Here is a 20,368-nt window from a genome sequence, read left to right on the forward strand (position 1 = left end):
AAATTGAGATGAAGAATAGTAATAACCCAGTATATAAAATAGTATTTGTCTTGATTGCGATACTCTTTGTCCAATCATGCTCCGACAAATTTGAAGATAGGGAAGGTCAGCTCAATGCAGATGACCTGGATTACACCGCAACCGAGGATATGGTTCAAGCGTTGATCGGCTCCTATTATGTAATTGCTACAAGAGGATGGGAAGAACCTTTATTGCTTTCCGTTCGTGGAGATGATGTAAATGCAGGGGGCCTCGGAGATCAACAACCTTTTGCGGACACCGATAATTTTGTTTATGACCAAGGTTATTGGATGTACAATTCACTTTGGAATGTCCACTATGGTGACATAGTCGAATTGAACACCCAGATAGCGCTGATAGAAAATTTCAAAGACTTCGCCGATGAAAGCGAGAAGGCAACGGCAGACCAATACATTGCAGAGATAAAAGTGATGAGGGCGTGGTTGCATTTCAATCTGGCAAGGGTTTGGAGCGATGTTTTTATCATCGAGTCCACACAGCCTGATGCTGAAATAGCCAACGGACCTGCCACCAAGCAAGAGATGATGCAATATATCTCCGACCAAATGGAGGAGGCCATTCCTGTATTGCCCAACTTAAGGCCAAATGAAAGAACGGACATACCCGGGGGTGTAACACGCTATACGGCTTATGCATTAAAAGCCATGGCACACATGGAAATGGAAGATTATCAAGGTATGGCAGATGCCTGTGCCGCGATAATCAACTCCAATAAATTTTCTTTGTACCCAGATTTTTATAGCCTTTTCAAAAAACCTGGCGAATTGAGCGACGAAAGCCTGTTCGAGCTACAGTTTTCCGATTACGGTTCCAGTACAAGTGATGAGTTTTACCACCTTTATGCACCTTTTGGTCCCCAAGGTTGGACCCCTGCAAGGGAAAACGCATCCGATGGGTGGGGCTTTTACGAACCAAGCATGAAGTTTATCAAATTTATGTTGGACAGGGACGAAGCTGTTCGTTTGGAGACCAGTGTATTGTGGACAGACCGTGGCATTGCAGAATTACAAACAGACCCCAATTATGCCACCCTTCCTTCTTTTGTAAATAACACCACAAGAGATGGCGATGTGATCAATGACTACGCAAGGGCCTTGTTCGCCAGTGGTAAGCACTACTTACCATCCGTACAATTAACAAACCAGAGGAATAACTATGGTGGCGGTAAAAACATGATTGTGATGCGTTATGCAGAAATATTGTTGATGTATGCCGAAGCCTTGACCCGTGGTGCAAGCGGTTCTGGAATGACAGCAGACCAAGCTGTAAACCTGGTTCGTAACAGAGCGGGAATGCCTTCGTTGTCGGGAGTTTCTTCCAGTGACGTAATGGACGAAAAATTCGCCGAGTTAGGTATGGAATGGGGAATCCGCTATTACGATATGATTCGCTTGGATAACTACTCCGAACTGAGCTATGATGGTAGAACCTTTACGGCAAATAAAGAACTATTGCCATATCCACAAGCCCAATTGGATGCACTTCCGACCTTGGGTGGAGGGAGTAGCGATGATTAATACTAACTAAATAAACAACACAAGATGAAATATATAGTTAAATCCATAACGATGCTCTTGGGCCTTCTGGTGGTTTCTTGTAATGAGGGAATCGACCCTATAACGGCAGTCGATGCCGGGGTGGATGAAACAGCACCGCAGGTTACCATAACCTATCCTACCGAAGGAGTGGAACTCATGCCCTTCGAAGAAGAAACATCAATAGATATATCATTCGAAGTTACGGATGATATTGAGGTAGCGAATATCACCGTTTCCATGGATGGGTCACAAATAGCTGCATACAACTCTTTCAAGGATTATAGAATTGTTATGGAAGAAGTAACTTATGAAGGCTTGGGAAATGGCGATCATACGGTCACCGTATCAGCAACCGATATAGAGGGTAAAACAACCACACAAGAAGCAAACTTTGCCAAACTGGCACCATATAGCGCTCAATTTGATGGAGAGGTCCTTTATATGCCTTTCAATGCAGATTATATGGACTTTATCAGTTTCCAAGAGGCAGAGGAAGTAGGTAATCCAGGTTTTGCTGGAGATGCCTTTTTGGGTGCAGATGCTTTTCAGGGGGCCACAGATTCATACTTGACTTTCCCGATGGATAACCTAAAAAGCACAGAATTTAGTGCCGCATTCTGGTACAAGGTCAACCCAACGCCAGATAGAGCCGGAATTTTAGTGGTTGGCGACGATGCAGAAGACAGAAACCAAGGCTTCCGTTTGTTCCGCGAAGGAAACGCCGACGAACAGCGAATCAAATTAAATGTAGGCACCGGTTCTGGCGAAAGTTGGAACGATGGCGGTGTGATCGATGTAACCGCAGGGGAGTGGGTTCACGTAGCCATTTCAATTTCCCAGACCCAGAGTACAATATACTTTAACGGAATCGAAATGTTAACCTCCGATATGGCAGCACCAATAGATTGGACAGATTGTGAGGAATTGCATATTGGTGCCGGGGGTCCAACTTTTGACTATTGGGACCATGGCTATGATGCCAGTCAAATGGACGAACTACGCATTTTTGACAAAGCATTGACGCAAAGCGATGTTCAAATCATGATAAATGCCGCCAATCCATACATCCCTCAATACGATGGCGAATCATTGTATATGCCATTCGATGGAGATTACATCGATCTAATGGGAAGCAAAGCTGCCACCCAAATAGGTTCGCCAAGTTTCACCGATGAAAGTCAAGTAGGGGAACAAGCGTATTTGGGCGCCACCGATTCCTATATCAACTATCCAGCAGAAGGATTGAAGTCTTCAGAGTTCAGTGGGTCCTTCTGGTATAAAGTGGATGCCAACCCGGATAGGGCGGGAATCATAACAATTGGAGATGACGAAGTAGATCGTTTCCAAGGTTTCCGATTGTTCCGCGAGGGAAGTGCAGATGAACAGCGAATCAAATTAAATGTAGGAACAGGAAGCGGCGAAAGTTGGAACGATGGAGGTGTTATAGATGTAACCGCAGGTGAATGGGTACACGTTGCCTTTACCATAGCCAGTGATGAAAGCGTTATTTATTTCAATGGGACCGAAGTATTATCCTCCGCTATGTCAGCACCAATCGATTGGACCGGTTGCGATACCTTCACTATAGGTGCAGGTGGACCAACGTTCGATTATTGGGGTCATGCATCGGATAACAGTATCATTGATGACCTAAGATTCTACAACAAGGCCCTATCTCCGGAAGAAGTAGCTGAAGTTTTTGGAGGTGAGGTCACACCAAAAAACTACGGCTCCACACTTTACATGTCTTTTGACGGATCTAATATTGATGACAACTCCGGCGAAGAAGCTACAGTGGTAGGTACGCCTAGTTTTGCAGGTGAAAGTGCCGTAGGTAGCGATGCTTATGCAGGTGCTGCAGATTCTTATCTCACCTTCCCAATTGATGGATTGTTCAATAATCAATTTAGTGGAGCTTTCTGGTACAAGGTAAATGCTGACCCGGATAGGGCTGGAATCCTAACGGTAAGCCCTCCAATGAACGGAACAGATAATGATCTTTCAGCTGGCTTTAGGCTAATAAGGGAAGGCGATGCATCGGAGCAACGAATAAAACTTCATTTGGGAACCGATGCAGGAGACGTTTGGAACGACGGAGAAGTTATTGATGCCACCGCAGATGTGTGGGTGCACGTAGCTTTTACCGTTACCGAAACGGAAACCTTGATTTACTTGAATGGAGAACCTGTTGTAAACACAGGGGATATGGCTGGAAAAACCATAAGTTGGGAAAACTGCTCAATTCTTTCAATAGGTTCTGGCGCACCAAATTTTATTGGTTGGAACCACTTATCCGATTTGAGTTACATCGATGATCTATACCTTTTCGATAAGTCGCTGACCCAAGAGGAAATCCAAGAAATTATGAACAATTAGGGTGCTTTTACTATTTAGCACTTAAAAATATTTGAGTTAGTTAGTTTAGTTTATATGAAGTTAATTTTAAGAACATTGGCCATTGTTACTTTACTTGTAGGGTGCAATGGCCAAAAAACTAAAGAAGAGGCTAAAAAATCAACCGGAATAGATGCGGATAGTCTTGCTATTGCTGATGAGGCAATGTTGGACTCCGTACAGTACCAAACCTTCAATTACTTTTGGGAAGGTGCGGAACCTGTTTCAGGATTGGCCAGAGAGCGGATGCACATGGACGGGGTCTATCCCAACCACGATAAGGATATCATAACCACAGGAGGATCAGGTTTTGGCCTCATGGCTATCCTGGTCGGGGTGGAAAGAGGGTTTATTTCCCGTGAACAGGCTCTTGAGCGCTACGAACGTATCGTTGGTTTTCTGGAAAAAGCAGATCGCTTTCACGGAGCGTGGCCACATTGGTTATTGCCATCCGGAAAAGTAACCCCTTTCAGTAAAAAGGACAACGGAGGAGATTTGGTGGAGACCGCTTTTTTGGTTCAAGGTCTTTTAACGGTCAAGGAGTATTTTAAAAATGGCAACGAACGCGAAAAGCAACTGGCCCAAAACATACAACAGCTTTGGGAAGGCGTTGAGTGGGACTGGTACACCAAAAACGGTGAAGATGTATTGTACTGGCATTGGAGCCCAGAGTATAAATGGGAAATGAATTTTCCCGTGGGTGGCTATAACGAAGCACTCATCATGTACATTTTGGCGGCAGCTTCCCCAACACACCCGATTGATAAATCCGTTTATGAAATTGGTTGGGCCGGTGAGGGTGAAATCTCACAAGACACCACCTACTACGGCTTGGAAACAGAACTGAACCACTATGAACATAGCGATGCTCCCGTAGGTCCACTTTTCTGGGCACATTATTCCTATTTGGGACTTAACCCGAAAGGACTAAAAGATCAGTTTGGGGATTATTGGAAGTTGAACCAGAACCATGCTTTAATTCATTATAAATATTGTGTGGACAATCCAAAGGACTATGAAGGATATGGAGAGGATTGCTGGGGGTTGACATCAAGTTATTCCATTAAAGGGTATGCTGGGCATCGCCCAGAGGCAGATTTAGGAGTGATTTCGCCCACGGCAGCACTCTCATCCATGCCATATACCCCAGAGGAGAGCAAACAGTTTTTGAGGTTCATGTACAACCAACAAGATAGTCTTATTGGAAAATACGGACCTTACGATGCCTTTAGTCTGGAGGATAATTGGTACCTCCCAAGATATTTAGCCATAGACCAAGGCCCCATTCCGGTTATGATTGAAAATTACCGAAGCGGTCTGTTTTGGAAATTGTTCATGGCAAATGAAGAGGTGCAAAACGGACTCAAAAAATTGGGTTTTGAAAGCCAAAATATCGAAAAAGCAAATGATTAAAACCACGATATCCCTTTTTCTTGTTTCCATAGTGATGGTATCTTGTGGGGGAGGAGATGATTATACCTATGTTCCCACAGAGCCAGAACTTCCGGGCAAAGGTTCCGATGATGATGATGATGAGGTGCCCACCATCTCTGATGAAGCATTGTTGGATTTGACCCAAGAAACCACCTTTAAATATTTTTGGGACTTTGCCGATGTCAACTCGGGAGGGGCGAGAGAAAGGTATCACCCGAATGACCCTGCTAACAGTGAAGGAGTCGTGACCGCTGGAGGCACAGGATTTGGGTTGATGGCCATTTTGGTCGGAATCGAAAGAGGGTTTATCTCCAGAACCGAAGGGTTGGAGCGATTGAATACTTTGTTGGATTTCCTCGAAAATGCCGACCGCTTTCATGGAGCTTGGTCCCATTGGATCAATGGTTCCAGCGGAGCCGTGATTCCTTTTAGCGATTTGGATGATGGTGGTGATCTAGTGGAAACCGCTTTTTTGGCTCAAGGACTTATCTGTGTAAAGGAATATTTCAAAAACGGTACAGATGCCGAACAAGCTTTGGCACAACAAGCCGATGAGCTTTGGAAAGGTGTTGAATGGGATTGGTACACGCAAAATCAAGATGTACTGTATTGGCACTGGAGTCCCAACCACGGTTTCGATATCAATCTTCAACTTAAGGGTTATAATGAGGTGTTGATCACCTACATTATGGCCGCAGCATCACCCAATTTTGGAATCGAAAAACAGGTATATTCCAACGGATGGGCCTCAAGTGGGGGTATCAAATCAGCAAATACCCAATACGGTTATCCACTTTTGGTTAGGCATAATGGCTCCGAGCAATTTGGAGGCCCTTTGTTTTGGGCACACTATTCCTATTTGGGGTTAGATCCAAGAAATCTGTCTGATGAGTATGTGGATTATTGGGACGTTAATGTAAATCACACCATGATCAATTACGAATATTGTGTCAAAAACCCGGACAACTACGAAGATTATGGAGAAGATTGTTGGGGACTGACAGCCAGTTATTCAAGAAATAATGATGGAAGCATGGGTTACAATGCCCATAGCCCAAGCAACGATACAGGAATTATATCCCCAACAGCGGCAATAAGCTCAATTCCTTACGCACCAGACAAATCTTTGGATGCGATGCATTACTTTTATAGGAATAGAGATGATTTATTGGGTCCGGCAGGGTTTTATGATGCCTTTAGTCCAGAATACAACTGGGTGGCAGAAGCTTATTTGGCCATAGACCAAGGTCCACAAATCATCATGATTGAAAATTACCGAACTGGTTTGCTTTGGGATTTGTTTATGGCAAATGAAGATGTTCAGGCCGGTTTGACCAAACTCGGATTCTGATATGACAACAAGACAATTATCATTTTTTATTTTGTTCCTCGCTTGTAATTTGGTCGCTGCACAATGGCAATCAAAATACGAAGCCAAAATGCTTATTGATGGGAATGATACCTTACGATATCGTATTATGTATCCCAAGAACTTTAATGAGGATAGAAACTATCCCGTGGTGCTGTTTCTCCATGGAGCCGGAGAACGCGGAAATGATAATGAAACCCAATTGATGAACGGAGCAAAATTGTTTGCCACCGATTATTTACAGGAGCGATATCCTGCAATTGTAATATTTCCGCAGTGCCCAAAAGATAGTTACTGGGCCAGTGTAGATGTTGACAGAAGCTCATACCCAATCAATTTGGATTTTAAATATAGCGAAGGACCGACCAATCCCTTGAAAATGGTGATGGATTTGTTGGAAACCACTATTCAGGAGTCCTACACCAACGACAATCAAATTTATTTGATGGGTCTTTCTATGGGAGGAATGGGAACTTTTGAATTGTTGAGTAGAAAACCTGAGACATTTGCTGCCGCAATTCCAATTTGTGGAGGGGGCGAACCTGAATCCGTTTCAGTTTATGTCAAAAACACACCATTGTGGGTTTTTCATGGAGCACAGGATAATGTGGTAAACCCCTTGCAGTCTATGGAAATGGTTTCCGCTTTATTAAAAGCAGGTGTTCACCCAAAATTCACCATATACGATTTTGCTAATCATAATAGTTGGGACCCTGCATTCGCCGAACCAGATTTGTTACCATGGTTGTTTTCGCACAAGAAAAGAACTGCGGGCGTGACATCAGAATAGAATATTAAAGTCAAAACAACCTGACCATGCACTATAAAACATTACTTGTCGCCTTTATGGGGTTAGCTTTTTTTTGGGGCAATGCCCAAAAACAAATACCTGAAGTAGAGCAACTACTACAAAAAATGACCATTGAAGAAAAAATCGGTCAGTTAAACTTGTTAACTCCAGGTGGAGGAGTTGCTACGGGCGAAGTAGTGAGTGAAAATGTAGGGGCGAAAATCAAGACGGGACAAGTAGGCGGACTTTTTGGCGTAGCAGGTCCGGACAGAGTAAGAAAAGCCCAAGAATTGGCTGTTAAAGAGAGCCGATTGGGTATCCCATTATTAATTGGTTCCGATGTGATTCATGGGTACAAGACCACATATCCAATTCCCTTGGGTCTATCATCCACCTGGGATATGGATTTGGTAAGACAAGCCGCTCAAATGGCAGCAAGGGAGGCAACTGCAGATGGAATCAACTGGAATTTTTCACCTATGGTGGATATTGCCCGCGACCCACGTTGGGGGCGTATTTCCGAAGGAGCGGGCGAAGACCCGTATCTTGGTTCCAAAATTGCCGAGGCCATGGTGAAAGGTTACCAAGGAGAGGATTTGGCAGCAGTACATACCATGTTGGCCTGTGTAAAGCACTTAGCGCTCTATGGCGCCGCCGAGGCTGGTCGTGATTATCATACGGTGGACATGGGCAAGATCAAAATGTTCAACCAATATCTGCCGCCCTACAAAGCTGCCATCGATGCCGGGGCAGCCAGCGTTATGAGTTCGTTTAATGATGTGGATGGTGTGCCAGCAACTGGTAACAAATGGTTGCTCACCGACTTGCTTCGCACACAATGGGGTTTTGATGGTTTCGTGGTTTCGGATTACACATCGCTCAACGAAATGGTCCCACACGGATTGGGAGACCTTCAGGCCGTTTCGGCATTGGCGTTAAAAGCTGGTTTGGATATGGATATGGTGGGTGAAGGTTTTCTGACCACTTTGAAAAAATCTTTGGATGAAGGAAAAATCACCGCAGAAGATATTACCAAGGCTTGTAGAAGGGTGTTGGAGGCCAAGTATATATCTGGACTTTTTGAAGACCCATACAAATATTTGGATTCCAAACGCCCCAAAAACGATATTCTGACAAAGGAAAACAGGGCATTGGCGCGCAAATTGGCAACTCGTTCCTTCGTTTTGTTGAAAAACCACAACAACCTACTTCCTTTGGAAAAGAAAGGAAAAATCGCCCTGATTGGCCCACTGGCCGATAGTAGGGAAAATATGTTAGGGACTTGGGCACCAACGGGTGATTTTAACCTGGCCGTTACCATTTTGGAAGGCTTTAATAATGTGGCATCAAATGCAGACATCAAATATGCAAAAGGCGCCAACATTTCTGACGATGTCGATTTTGCCAAGAATGTAAATGCTTTAGGTCGAAGGATAACAATGGATGAACGCTCACCAGAAGCCATGTTGAAAGAGGCCGTGGATCTAGCCAAAACTTCGGATGTTGTGGTGGCCGTAGTGGGTGAAGCCACCGAAATGAGCGGGGAGTCTTCCAGCCGTACCGATATTTCAATCCCGGACATTCAAAAGAAATTGATCAAAGCATTGGTAGAAACAGGAAAACCTGTTGCATTGGTGTTGATGAGCGGTAGGCCGCTGACCATTCCAGAAGAGTTCGACCTGCCCGTGTCCATTTTACAAGTTTGGCACCCCGGTGTGGAAGCAGGGAACGCTATCGCCGATGTGGTTTTTGGAGATTATAATCCCTCTGGAAAATTAACGGCTACTTGGCCTGTGAATGTGGGACAGATACCTATTTACCACAGTACAAAAGTCACTGGTAGGCCGGCACCGGAAAGCGGAGAGTTCCAAAAGTTCAGGTCAAACTATCTGGATGCACCCAATGCGCCTTTGTTGCCTTTTGGATATGGTTTGAGCTATACCACATTTGACTATTCCAATCTGCGGTTGAACAAAAAAGAGATCCATCAAGGTGAAGCTATTTCTGCTACTGTGACAATTACTAATACAGGTAATTATGACGGGGAAGAAGTAGTACAATTGTACCTTCGGGATGTGGTGAGGAGCATTACACCACCAAAACGCCAGTTAAAAGGTTTTCAAAAGGTGATGCTGAAGAAAGGGGAGCGTAAGGAGGTAACCATCACTTTGTCACCAGATGATCTGAAATTCTACAACGCCCAACTGGAATTTGTGTCGGAACCAGGAGAATTTGAAGTGTTTGTAGGAACTAATTCCGATGCCGAACTATCAGAAACATTTACGCTTAAATAAATTTAGCATGCGAATAGGATTAGGCCTTGTCGGTTTACTTTTAATTGTTTCATGTAAACAACAAGAAAAACCAAAGGATCAAGTCGCTAAAGGCCCACCGAACATCATTTTTATTATGTCCGACGATCATGCCTTTCAGGCCATTAGCGCCTATGGACATGAGTTGGGGAAATTGGCTCCGACCCCAAATATTGACCGCATCGCCAAGAATGGAGCCATTTTTCAGAATAACTTTTGCACCAATTCCATTTGTGGACCCAGCAGGGCGGTGATTTTAACGGGAAAACATAGTCACATCAATGGTTTTCGGATGAACGGGGAACGGTTTGATAACAGTCAGCCCACATTACCGAAGCATTTGAAAAAATTGGGTTATGAAACCGCCATTGTCGGAAAGTGGCATTTGCACGGTAAACCAACAGGATTTGATTATTGGGATGTTCTGAACGATCAAGGAAACTATTATAATCCTGAATTTATTCAAGGTGAGGATACCACCGTGGTCGAAGGCTATGCCACCGATTTGATAACGGACAAGAGTTTGGAATGGCTGAAGCAACGGGAGGGAAACCAAAAGCCTTTCTATTTAATGGTGCACCACAAGGCCCCGCATCGTAATTGGATGCCGGCACTACGTCATTTAAATGTTTATGATTCGATTACATTTCCCTTGCCCGACACCTATTTTCCGGAATTTAAGAATCAGCGGGCCGCTGCCGAACAACAACAGACCATTTACAAAGACATGTACGAGGGTCATGACCTAAAAATGAGCGATGGCTACGGAAGCACAGATTTGGCCCATAATCCATGGACTAAGGATTTTGACCGAATGACCCCAGAGCAACGTAACATTTGGGACGAAGCCTATCTTCCAAAGAACAATGCTTTTTATGAGGCCGACCTGCATGGTAAGGAACTGGCAGAATGGAAAGGGCAACGTTATTTGCATGAATATTTGGCCACGGTAAAATCTGTTGATGAAGGTATTGGGAAAATTTTGGGCTATTTGGAAGCGACTGGATTGGACGAAAACACATTGGTGGTCTATACCTCGGACCAAGGATTTTATTTGGGTGAGCACGGGTGGTTCGATAAGCGTTTTATGTACGAAGAATCCATGAAAATGCCCTTATTGATGCAATTGCCAGGGGTCATTGAGCCAGGAACCAATATTGATGCCTTGGTGCAAAACTTGGATTTTGCCCCGACCTTTTTGGATTTGGCGGGAGGAAAGCAATATGCCGCAAACATGCAGGGCGAATCTTTTAAGGGACTATTGGAGGGTTCCGAGGACGAATTCAAAGATGCCGTATATTATCACTATTATGATTTTCCAGCCTTTCACATGGTCAAACGGCAATATGGAGTGCGTACAGATAGGTACAAACTTATCCATTTTTACGACGATATTGATGAATGGGAGTTTTATGATCTGGAAGAGGATCCCAAAGAATTGCATAATGCCATCAATGATGAAAAATATAGAGATGTCATAGCCTCAATGCACAAAAAATTGGATAGTTTACAAACTTATTACAAAGTAACTGACAAGGAATTTGAAACCACTCCAAAGGAAAAGGTGGACAAAACCTATAGAGCTTTTGAAAAACTGCGCGGAATACCAATTCAATAGTGTTATATTTTTTAATTTAGCTAGTTAAATCTTCGAAATTATGACCGTTTGGATTCTGTTCCTATTGGGAATCCTTGTCTTTTTGGCCTTGGATCTTGGTGTTTTCAATAAAAACCCCCATATCATAAGCGTCAAGGAAGCATCTATATGGACCAGTGTTTGGGTTACCTTATCAATTTTATTTTCAGGGGTTGTCTATTGGCTATATGGTACTGGAAATATAGACAATGTAGATGCGCTTACCCCCATGGATGCCAGTTTAAAATATATTACTGGCTACCTCATCGAGCTTTCGTTGAGTATTGATAATATTTTTGTTATAGCAGTGATTTTCGGATCATTTCAAATTCCACAAAAATACCAACATAGGGTATTGTTCTGGGGAATATTGGGAGCTATTGTTTTTAGGGCGCTCATGATATTTTTTGGAGTGGCATTGATTAAGAAGTTCGGTTTTATGACCTATATCTTTGGTGCTTTTTTGATCTTTACGGCCATAAAAATGCTGGTTTCCAAGCAGGAGGCCTTCAATCCCAAAAAGTCGTTCATCTATAGGAACCTTAGAAAGGTCATGCCCATTACTACGCACATGCAGGGTCAGAAGTTTTTCATCAAATTACGTCATATTACCGCCGCCACACCATTGTTCATTGCTCTTGTAATTATTGAGTTTACGGATATCCTCTTTGCTTTGGACAGTGTTCCGGCCATTTTGGCGATTACTTCCGACCCTTTTTTGGTCTTCAGTTCAAATATATTTGCCATTTTGGGTCTCAGGTCGATGTATTTTTTCCTTTCTAATATGATAAGTAGGTTCTACTACCTTAAGTACAGTCTGGTGGCCATCCTTAGTTTTGTCGGTATAAAAATGATTCTTGCGCACCACTATACTTTCCCAGAATGGGTTTCGTTGGTCTTTATTGCATTGGCCCTATTTATAGGTGTAGTTGTTTCCAAGAAAAACTGATATTAAAGGACAAAAAAGATATACAATTGATGAAGGACAATGTGTATGTCCAATATTATCTAAAACTCTATTTTAAATTGATGTCAAGAAAAAGGGATGCCGATATATTGATGGTCGACACCCCTTGAATCCAATGTCTGCCAAGATAAATTGTGATTTAATTTAATCTCTATAGCTGTATCTTAAAACCGCCATTGATGACAAAGCCATCAACCGGGGCGTATATATCCAAAAATTCTGGATTGCTTAGATTCCCCGTGTAGATTGCACTGAAACGGGTTTGCCGGGTATCTAAAAAGTTCTCAAAGTTTAGAAAAATCGAAAATTTCTCGCCGAGTTTCTTTTCACTCATCAATCCAAGAATCCAATAGGATTGGCCCGTTTCACCATTGCCCAGTTTTTGTGGACTGTAATAATAAGCTTCGAGACCTACCCAAAGATTTTCCTCCTTTTCGTACATCAGCACATTATTTAAGCGGTGTTTGGCCACCAATGGAAAATCTGATACCATTCCGTTTTCATGCTGTTTCACATTGGCATGGGTGTAACCGGTGAACAACTTGAAATCACCATACTTAATTTTTAGGTTGACCTCAGCACCACGGGTGTCAACATATCCGTCTGGTTGCTGAAAGCTATAGAATCCATTTTCATTCGGGACAAGCGTTATGGGGTCGTTGATTTTGGTATAAAAAAGAAGTGTATTGATGGACATCGTCATTCCTGGCATGGGAACCGACTTATAATTTACATCAAAATTACCACCTAGGGAGCGTTCAAGGTCTGCATCATCTGTATTGATGGGAAGTACGTTCCTGAATTGCAAGCGTTCCGCATCTTCTGTGAACACTGAAGGAGTTTTGTAACCCATTCCACCGCCCAATCTAAAAGTAAGTGCGCTATGGGGCTCGTAAAGTATTGATAGTCGTGGAAGGGCCATGGCTCCATAATCCGAATGAAAATCGGCCCGAAAACCGGTTTCCACGGAAAAAGTCTCGTCGATGGGCCATACATTTTGTGCAAACAGGCCAAAAATCTGGTAGGATTGGTCCAGGGCATTGGTATTGCTATCCCTTGTATCATTAAAGTATTCTGTCCAGAGATTGGCTCCCAAGACCCATTCAAGGTCATTTTCTGAATTTACAGAAAAGTTCAGTTCGCTAAAGGAAGAGCGTTGGTAACCCGTAAATGTGAAATCGGGGATTGCTATACTACGATCATAAAAACTGAAACTGTTCTTGACTTCCAATCGTTTTTGATCATTAAAGGCATGTTTAAATCCCAATTGGGTGGAGATTCGCTCCGTTTCATTGGATTCAAAATAGGGATTGGATACGGGCTCGCCTTTTACATAATCCATGCTCCCCCCAAGACGATCTTCCCAAATGGCATTAAATCCCACTAGGAGTTCGGTTTGTTCGCCCAAATACCAGTACAACTTGGGATTAAGGGTAAAGCGATCAAACTCTGGGATGGCTGTTAATCCGATATCAGCGGGATCGTAGGGTGTGCCCAAGTTATAAGAAGCGAATACCGTTGTTCCTATTTTGTTGAATTTTTGGGAGTAAAAACCACTAAGGTCCAACCCAAGGGCAGAGGTTCCGTTTGCCATAAAGCTAAGCTCGGGTTCATCCTCCGGCGTTTTGGAGATTAGGTTTACCAGTCCCGCAATGGCCCCACCACCGTAGAGGGTAGAGCTCGAACCTTTGATTACCTCTACCTGTTTTAGGTCCAAAGGTGCGATTTGCATTAAACTGAGCCCGCTGGCAAATCCTGAATATAACGGAAATCCATCACGAAGGAGTTGGGTGTACTTACCATCCAGACCTTGAATACGTATACTTGAATTGTAACTTGTGGCAGAGGTTTGCTGGGTTCGGATACCTGTACTCTCGTTGAGCAGCATTCGAATATCACCAGGTTTCATATTGCCCTTTTCTGAAAGTTCCTCACCGGCGATGACCTCGACCCTGGTGGGAATGTCCTCTATGGTTCTGGAGCTTCTTGTTGACACTAGTGTAACCTCTTCCATCTCCTCTGTTTGGGGCACAAGGAAAAAGGTCTGTCCTTGAGCCGCCCCATCCAAAGGAAAGGAAAGGCTGCGTTTCAAGGTAGCATAGCCAATATAGCTCAACCGTAGTTTGTATGTGCCATTGGGGATATTTTCCATATGGATTTTACCCGCTTCGTCGGAGATGGTTCCTTGGTTTAGGGAAGGCAAAACTGCAGTAACCCCTATTAAGGGCTCATTGCTGAGGGAATCCTTTACTGTAATGTCAAGTGTGTTTTGTGCGTATATGGATACCATCCCGAGAAGGGACAATATCATGAATAATTTTATTTTCATTAAAACGGATTTTTGAAGTATGCTGAATTACGGCCAAAAAAATTGACCAAGATTTTATCTTAAGGTAAGCTACACTTCAAGAGTACGTGGGGGTTTCAGGGAAAAGAAATATACTTCTTTGGGAAGAAGTTCAATGTAGTAGGGGACTGGATGAGTTTCTTTCGGAAGTTCCAAGGTTGCGAAATCCAATGTTTCAAAATTCATTGTAAACCCGGGACAGCGTCCGCAGGCATAAAATGGGGAACAAGGTGTGTTGTCTCCTTCTGAGTGTTCTTCCGAATCGCCACCGTCACAATGATTCATGGTCGTTGTGCTTGAGCATGCAACTGTTTCCTGACAACATGGATATGAAGACAGGAATATGGTTAACAATGACATAAAAATCATCAGGAATTTCATGCTTCAAAGATAATGAATTCCAAAGGTTGGATATGGAGCTATTTAAGGTGCTAATAGTTTTTTATGACCACGGATTTTTTATAAATCAACATTTATTGGTGCGCTCTCTTTCTTAATTTGCTCAGGAATTCTTGAGATATCCCAAGATAGGAAGCAATATGATATTGTGGAACACGCTGTACAACGGTAGGGTATTGCTCAAGGAATGTTAGATAACGGTCCATTGCATTTCTAGACATATTTTGAAGCAATCGTTTTTTAAGGACGTGTACATGACGCTGCATCATAATTCGGAACATTCGTTCAACGGACGGAACTGCTTCAAGAAGTTCTTTTTTTGATTCCAAGGAAAGGAACAATATCTCGGTTTCCTCCAAGGTTTCGATACTTACTTGGCTGGGAACCTTGTTCTCAAAACTATTGATTTCACTTATCCACCAATCTTCAACCGCAAATTCAACCGTGTGTTCGTTTCCCTTATGATCGGTAAAAAATTCACGGGCACAACCCCGTTTAATATATGCTTCAAAACTACAGATGTCTCCCGAGCGTAAAATAAGCGTGTGCTTCGGGAATTTCTGATACTCAAAAAACTGAAGTGCCATATCGGATTCTTTATCCGATAATTCAATAAAACGTTCCAAATATTTTTTCAGCTCATTTTTCATAAAATATTAATTGAAAAACCGAAAGTAATTTCTTGTCCTAGTTCAATAAAAAGGGGAAAAAAACCCAATAAATTTGTTTTCGGCAATGTATCAAAGAATTTTGAAAGAAACATCTTTTCAATAATTGATGCCATATTTTTGATAAAGAACTCAAGACGAGTTCAAATGAAACACCAAGGATTTTGCTGTACCATAAAGTTGTTTATGGACTATTGTGTATTGGGATGAACTTTTAATTTAACTGTTTATGGATTACCGACCGAACAAGAATAGATATAATAAAATGACTTATAATCGCTGTGGCGATAGCGGTTTATTGCTACCTGCTTTTTCCCTCGGCCTCTGGCATAACTTTGGTCAGACGGATAGTTTTGATACTGCCCGGACCATAGTGCAAAAGGCATTCGATGCAGGTATCACCCATTTTGATCTTGCAAACAATTATGGTCCCCCACCTGGTTCGGCCGAAACTACTTTTGGTAAAATCTTAAAATCGGATTTGGCCCAATACAGGGATGAAATAATTGTGAGCACCAAAGCAGGGTGGAAGATGTGGGAGGGTCCTTATGGTGATTTTGGCTCCAAAAAATACTTGGTCTCCAGTTTAGACCAGAGTTTAAAACGGATGGGGTTGGATTATGTAGATATTTACTATCACCACCGTCCGGACCCAAACACACCTTTAGAGGAAACCATGGGAACTCTAGATTTAATAGTTCGGCAAGGGAAGGCACTTTATGTTGGAATATCCAGTTACAATGCAGTTGAAACAAAGGCTGCCCTAAAAATATTAAAAGAAATGGGAACCCCATGCTTAATACATCAACCTAGATATTCCATGTTCGATAGGTGGATAGAAGAAGATGGTTTGTTGGATCTGTTGGGGAATGAAGGTGTTGGAAGCATTGTGTTTTCACCCTTGGAGCAAGGGTTGTTGACCAACAAATATCTTCACGGAATTCCAGAATCATCCAGAGCTGCTTCTGGGCGTGGAAACGGTGCTTTGGAGGTTGATCAAATCACTCCAAAAAAGCTAGAGATTGTAGCAAGATTAAACAATGTGGCAAAAGAAAGAGGTCAAAGCTTGGCCCAAATGGCACTTTCATGGGTAAAGCGGGATCCAAGGGTTACGTCCGTCTTATTGGGGGTTAGTAGACCCGAACAATTGGAAGACTCGTTACGGGCTTTGCAAAATCCTGATTTTGACCAAGAGGAATTGAGCACAATCGAAAATATCCTTTCAGGTAAAGGATAATTGCAATACACCTTGCTACTTTAATTTAAAGGATATACCAGTGATAATTTATCCGGCAAGCGCATTAAATTGAATAATTAATCAACAAGAAAGATGAAAGAAGTTTTTTCCATACTGTTTATTTTGATGCTGAACTTCAATGTTACGGCCCAAGAGCAAGTGTATGAACTGAGGACCTATGAGTTGGAATTTGGTAGGCCAGAACAGATACTTCACGATTATTTTAAGGATGCATTCATACCGGCCATGAATCGCCAGGGAATCAAAAATATTGGTGTGTTTGAAGAAGTAGGGGAGCGTTTGCCAAAAAAAATATATGTGCTCATTCCTTATGGTGATATCACTACATTTCAAAAAAGCAAGGAGTTATTGGTCAAGGACAAAAAGTATATGGAAGATGCCGGTACTTACCTTAAAGTAGCTGAAAGCTTAATCCCGTACAGTAGAATTTCCACTGATCTTATTCAGTCTACAACTGGTTTTCCAAGCCTTCATAAACCAGCGGACAATGCAGACTTTTTTGAACTTAGAATTTACGAAAGTTACAATGAGGACGCCCTCCGAAGAAAGGTCAAAATGTTCAATGAAAGTGAATTCAGCATTTTTGAAGATGTTGGCCTTCCCACTGTATTTTTTGGTTCTAACATTGCCGGGAACAATATGCCATGCCTAACCTACATGTTGGCATTCAAAGATAAGCAGGCCCACTCGGAAGCATGGAGCAAATTCGGGCCTCATCCGGAATGGAAGCGAATCTCTAATTTGGAAGAATATGCAAATGCCATGAACAGTATTATACGGGTGTTCTTAAAGCCAGTTTCGTACTCCCAATTATAGTTCAAGAATAATCTTAAACTCTTATGTGTTTCGTCAGAATTTATTTTTAAGACTTAATGAACAATGGGACTATATGGAATGGAATGCTTTATTGGTGTGTTACCATTAAACAACTGGTGTACATGGTCTGTGGTTTAAAGTTTGGCCCAATTTTTTTGGGGAAGCATTGTTTACAAAGTAATTGTATTGGTTGTCGACAGGTCTATTGGCATTGTTAATTTAGTGATTCAGGTGTTTTTATTGAAATATTCGATCTTCAACTGGAACATTTCAGCCATTTTTTCGGCCCTAAATTTAGCTTCCTCAGCTTTTTCTCCATGAAAGTTTTCATCAACAGTCTCAAAAAATAATTGTTTCCACCGATTAAAATGCTCTTTGTTAACACGAAGCTTGGCATGAGGAGCAAAAGGGCTGCCTTGGTAGGTATGCTCCTGTAATAATACTGTTTGCCAAAAGCGATACATTTTCTCTAAATGGATAGGCCAATTGTCCTTTATGACAGCATTGAATATATCTGCCAATAAGGGGTCTTTTCGGACTTTTCCATAAAAGAGGTCTACCAATTGCTTTATCTCCTCCAAGCTTTGGATTTCCTTTTTTTGCACCATTTTTATAGATTCTCCAATATTATATGATATGGGCAATAATAATTAAAGTACTAAAGACAACACTTAAAATCAACAGATTAAATGTGACCACGGGTTTTAGTTGGGCCAATACAGCCCCATTGAATGCCATACAGAAAATGGTAACGAAAAAGAGCAGTATCATTTTTAAGACCATATCCATTTCCCCCATCAATAGTGCCATGGCCGCAGCAGAACCGAGGCAGCTTTGTGCTATAATGGCGATGGTAGAATAACCAAGTTGCCTTTTTTTGAACTCATCGAACATGAGTCCGTAAATGTTTTTTGATCCATTTGTTTTATGTCCAGATTTAGAATGGGTCATGTGTATTGTTGTTGAATTTTCCATTATTCTTTATGATGTTTACGAGATACTTTATTAAAGGGCACTGTATATTAAATGGGTGTGCCTCCAATATTAAAATCAGTTGCTTAATACGTTGTTTTCCAAAATTTCAGCCTTGGGGAAGAGGATGTTGTTCTCCAAATGAATGTGGCGGTGGAGGTCTTCTTCAAATTCCTGTAAAAGTGAAAAAGCTACCCGATAGGTGTTGCATGCATCTGCCGGAGGCGTATAATCATGGCTCAATTCAGCAATTTTTCGGAAACGCTCACCTTCATTGTCGTGTTCTTCCATCATCATTTTGATAGGGTTTTTAACGGTTCCAAAATGCGGCTGTTCAAAAGATGCCCCATTTGTAGGGCCACTCACCATTTTACGTATCCAAGGAAAGAGTACCAGTTCTTCTTTTTTCATGTGCATGGCCAGTTCACCCGCAGACGCATTGAAATGTTCAAAAATATCGAGCAATTCAGGATGACGCTCTCCGTGTACCTTGCAAAGCTTGTTCAGGTATTGTTTTAGAATTGGAATTTGTTGCTCCACATACCGATGGTGTTTTTTTTCAATATAGTCGGCCAAAAGATCTAAAGGCCAGGTTTTAAAATCGGGTTGGTCACTTTGGACTTGATTTTGTACTGCATCGAGCTCTTGAACCAAACTGTTCAAATCCAGGCCTTTTTTCTCCGCAACCTCTTGGAGCGTGCGGTTGCCCTTACAGCAGAAGTCTATTTTGTGGTTTTTAAATATCTGGGCTGTTCGGTAATCCTCTGCTACCATTTGCCCTATTGTTTTATCCAAGGTATCGTTCATAATAATTGATTTATAGGTTTATATATTAATCGGACAAAAATGTCCTTTATTTGTTCAAATTTTTTTATCGTTTCAAATAGGTCAACCCAACCTCCAAGCCCGTGGCCAGTTCATATAAATTGGTACTTTTCAGCATCTTGCTTAAATCGGTACGGATATCAACAAATTTGTCGTGCAGGGGGCAGGGCTTTTGAGCATTGCACTCCTTGAGTCCCAGACCACAGCCCACATAAATCTTGTCACCATCAATGGCTTTGACAATCATGTTCAATTTTACCGTATCCATATCTTTCCGAGCAATTTCAAACCCACCAGTGGGCCCTTTAACGGAGTGGATGATGTCGTTCCTAGAGAGTAGTTGCAAAATCTTGGCCGTAAAAGCTATGGGCGAATCTATTTCCTCAGCAATTTCATTTACACTGACACGTCTTCCATCCAAGGATTGCAGGGCAATATAAACCGCTGACCGGATACCATATTCACAGGCTTTTGAAAACATCATAGGGAACTTTTACAGGTACAAAGATAAGATTAAAAATTTAATTCGGACAAAATTGTCCTTTATTATTTTTGAAAAGATTTTTTGAAAGAAATTAAATATACCCCATTGTAGGGGAGG

General features: G+C 42.2%; 17 protein-coding genes. 10 read left to right on the forward strand and 7 right to left on the reverse strand.

Features of this window, described 5'->3' with window-relative positions; all coding sequences use genetic code 11:
• Positions 1 to 8 precede the first annotated feature (8 nt).
• Genes MURRU_RS13865 through MURRU_RS13900 form a run of 8 tightly spaced genes read left to right on the forward strand, consistent with a single transcriptional unit; the run spans position 9 to position 12,464 of the window.
• Positions 9 to 1,559, forward strand: a complete 1,551-nt coding sequence (locus MURRU_RS13865) for a RagB/SusD family nutrient uptake outer membrane protein (RefSeq protein ID WP_014034102.1) — start codon at positions 9 to 11, stop codon at positions 1,557 to 1,559.
• Between the two features lie 24 nt (positions 1,560 to 1,583).
• Entirely contained in the window at positions 1,584 to 3,956 is a 2,373-nt protein-coding gene (locus MURRU_RS13870; protein WP_014034103.1) for a LamG-like jellyroll fold domain-containing protein, read from the forward strand.
• Positions 3,957 to 4,010: 54 nt separating this feature from the next.
• Complete coding sequence (locus MURRU_RS13875) at positions 4,011 to 5,387, forward strand: glucoamylase family protein (RefSeq protein ID WP_014034104.1); 1,377 nt, start codon at positions 4,011 to 4,013, stop codon at positions 5,385 to 5,387.
• Entirely contained in the window at positions 5,380 to 6,759 is a 1,380-nt protein-coding gene (locus MURRU_RS13880; RefSeq protein ID WP_014034105.1) for a glucoamylase family protein, read from the forward strand. The genes MURRU_RS13875 and MURRU_RS13880 overlap by 8 nt, the downstream gene beginning before the upstream one ends.
• Position 6,760: 1 nt before the next feature.
• Complete coding sequence (locus MURRU_RS13885) at positions 6,761 to 7,567, forward strand: carboxylesterase family protein (protein WP_014034106.1); 807 nt, start codon at positions 6,761 to 6,763, stop codon at positions 7,565 to 7,567.
• A gap of 26 nt (positions 7,568 to 7,593) precedes the next feature.
• Entirely contained in the window at positions 7,594 to 9,861 is a 2,268-nt protein-coding gene (gene bglX, locus MURRU_RS13890) for a beta-glucosidase BglX (protein ID WP_014034107.1), read from the forward strand.
• A 7-nt stretch (positions 9,862 to 9,868) separates the two neighbouring features.
• Positions 9,869 to 11,497: a sulfatase family protein gene (locus MURRU_RS13895; protein WP_014034108.1), complete on the forward strand. Its 1,629-nt coding sequence runs from the start codon at positions 9,869 to 9,871 to the stop codon at positions 11,495 to 11,497.
• A 40-nt stretch (positions 11,498 to 11,537) separates the two neighbouring features.
• Entirely contained in the window at positions 11,538 to 12,464 is a 927-nt protein-coding gene (locus MURRU_RS13900) for a TerC family protein (RefSeq protein WP_014034109.1), read from the forward strand.
• A 169-nt stretch (positions 12,465 to 12,633) separates the two neighbouring features.
• Here the strand turns inward: MURRU_RS13900 and MURRU_RS13905 are convergent, their stop codons facing one another.
• From MURRU_RS13905 to MURRU_RS13910, 3 genes are all read right to left on the reverse strand, one after another.
• On the reverse strand, positions 12,634 to 14,811 hold the full coding sequence (locus tag MURRU_RS13905; RefSeq protein ID WP_041801569.1) for a TonB-dependent receptor: 2,178 nt from the start codon (positions 14,809 to 14,811) through the stop codon (positions 12,634 to 12,636).
• Between the two features lie 69 nt (positions 14,812 to 14,880).
• The gene (locus tag MURRU_RS17830; RefSeq protein WP_148261517.1) at positions 14,881 to 15,114 is read right to left on the reverse strand and encodes a hypothetical protein; all 234 of its coding nucleotides are present in this window, start codon (positions 15,112 to 15,114) and stop codon (positions 14,881 to 14,883) included.
• Between the two features lie 188 nt (positions 15,115 to 15,302).
• Positions 15,303 to 15,878: a Crp/Fnr family transcriptional regulator gene (locus MURRU_RS13910; protein WP_014034112.1), complete on the reverse strand. Its 576-nt coding sequence runs from the start codon at positions 15,876 to 15,878 to the stop codon at positions 15,303 to 15,305.
• 247 nt (positions 15,879 to 16,125) lie between these two features.
• On the opposite strand from MURRU_RS13910, the gene mgrA reads away from it, so the two are divergent.
• A complete protein-coding gene (gene mgrA / locus MURRU_RS13915) occupies positions 16,126 to 17,133 on the forward strand; it encodes an L-glyceraldehyde 3-phosphate reductase (protein ID WP_014034113.1) in 1,008 nt (335 codons plus the stop codon).
• Between the two features lie 93 nt (positions 17,134 to 17,226).
• Positions 17,227 to 17,970: an NIPSNAP family protein gene (locus MURRU_RS13920; RefSeq protein WP_014034114.1), complete on the forward strand. Its 744-nt coding sequence runs from the start codon at positions 17,227 to 17,229 to the stop codon at positions 17,968 to 17,970.
• A 227-nt stretch (positions 17,971 to 18,197) separates the two neighbouring features.
• On the opposite strand, the gene MURRU_RS13925 is transcribed toward MURRU_RS13920, so the two are convergent.
• From MURRU_RS13925 to MURRU_RS13940, 4 genes are all read right to left on the reverse strand, one after another.
• Positions 18,198 to 18,578: a group III truncated hemoglobin gene (locus MURRU_RS13925; protein ID WP_014034115.1), complete on the reverse strand. Its 381-nt coding sequence runs from the start codon at positions 18,576 to 18,578 to the stop codon at positions 18,198 to 18,200.
• A 19-nt stretch (positions 18,579 to 18,597) separates the two neighbouring features.
• Entirely contained in the window at positions 18,598 to 18,921 is a 324-nt protein-coding gene (locus MURRU_RS13930) for a hypothetical protein (RefSeq protein WP_148261518.1), read from the reverse strand.
• Positions 18,922 to 19,020: 99 nt separating this feature from the next.
• Positions 19,021 to 19,749: an iron-sulfur cluster repair di-iron protein gene (gene ric / locus MURRU_RS13935; RefSeq protein WP_014034117.1), complete on the reverse strand. Its 729-nt coding sequence runs from the start codon at positions 19,747 to 19,749 to the stop codon at positions 19,021 to 19,023.
• Positions 19,750 to 19,813: 64 nt separating this feature from the next.
• Positions 19,814 to 20,248: an RrF2 family transcriptional regulator gene (locus MURRU_RS13940; protein ID WP_014034118.1), complete on the reverse strand. Its 435-nt coding sequence runs from the start codon at positions 20,246 to 20,248 to the stop codon at positions 19,814 to 19,816.
• Positions 20,249 to 20,368 lie beyond the last annotated feature (120 nt).

Source organism: Allomuricauda ruestringensis DSM 13258 (assembly GCF_000224085.1).
Classification (GTDB): Bacteria; Bacteroidota; Bacteroidia; order Flavobacteriales; family Flavobacteriaceae; genus Flagellimonas; species Flagellimonas ruestringensis.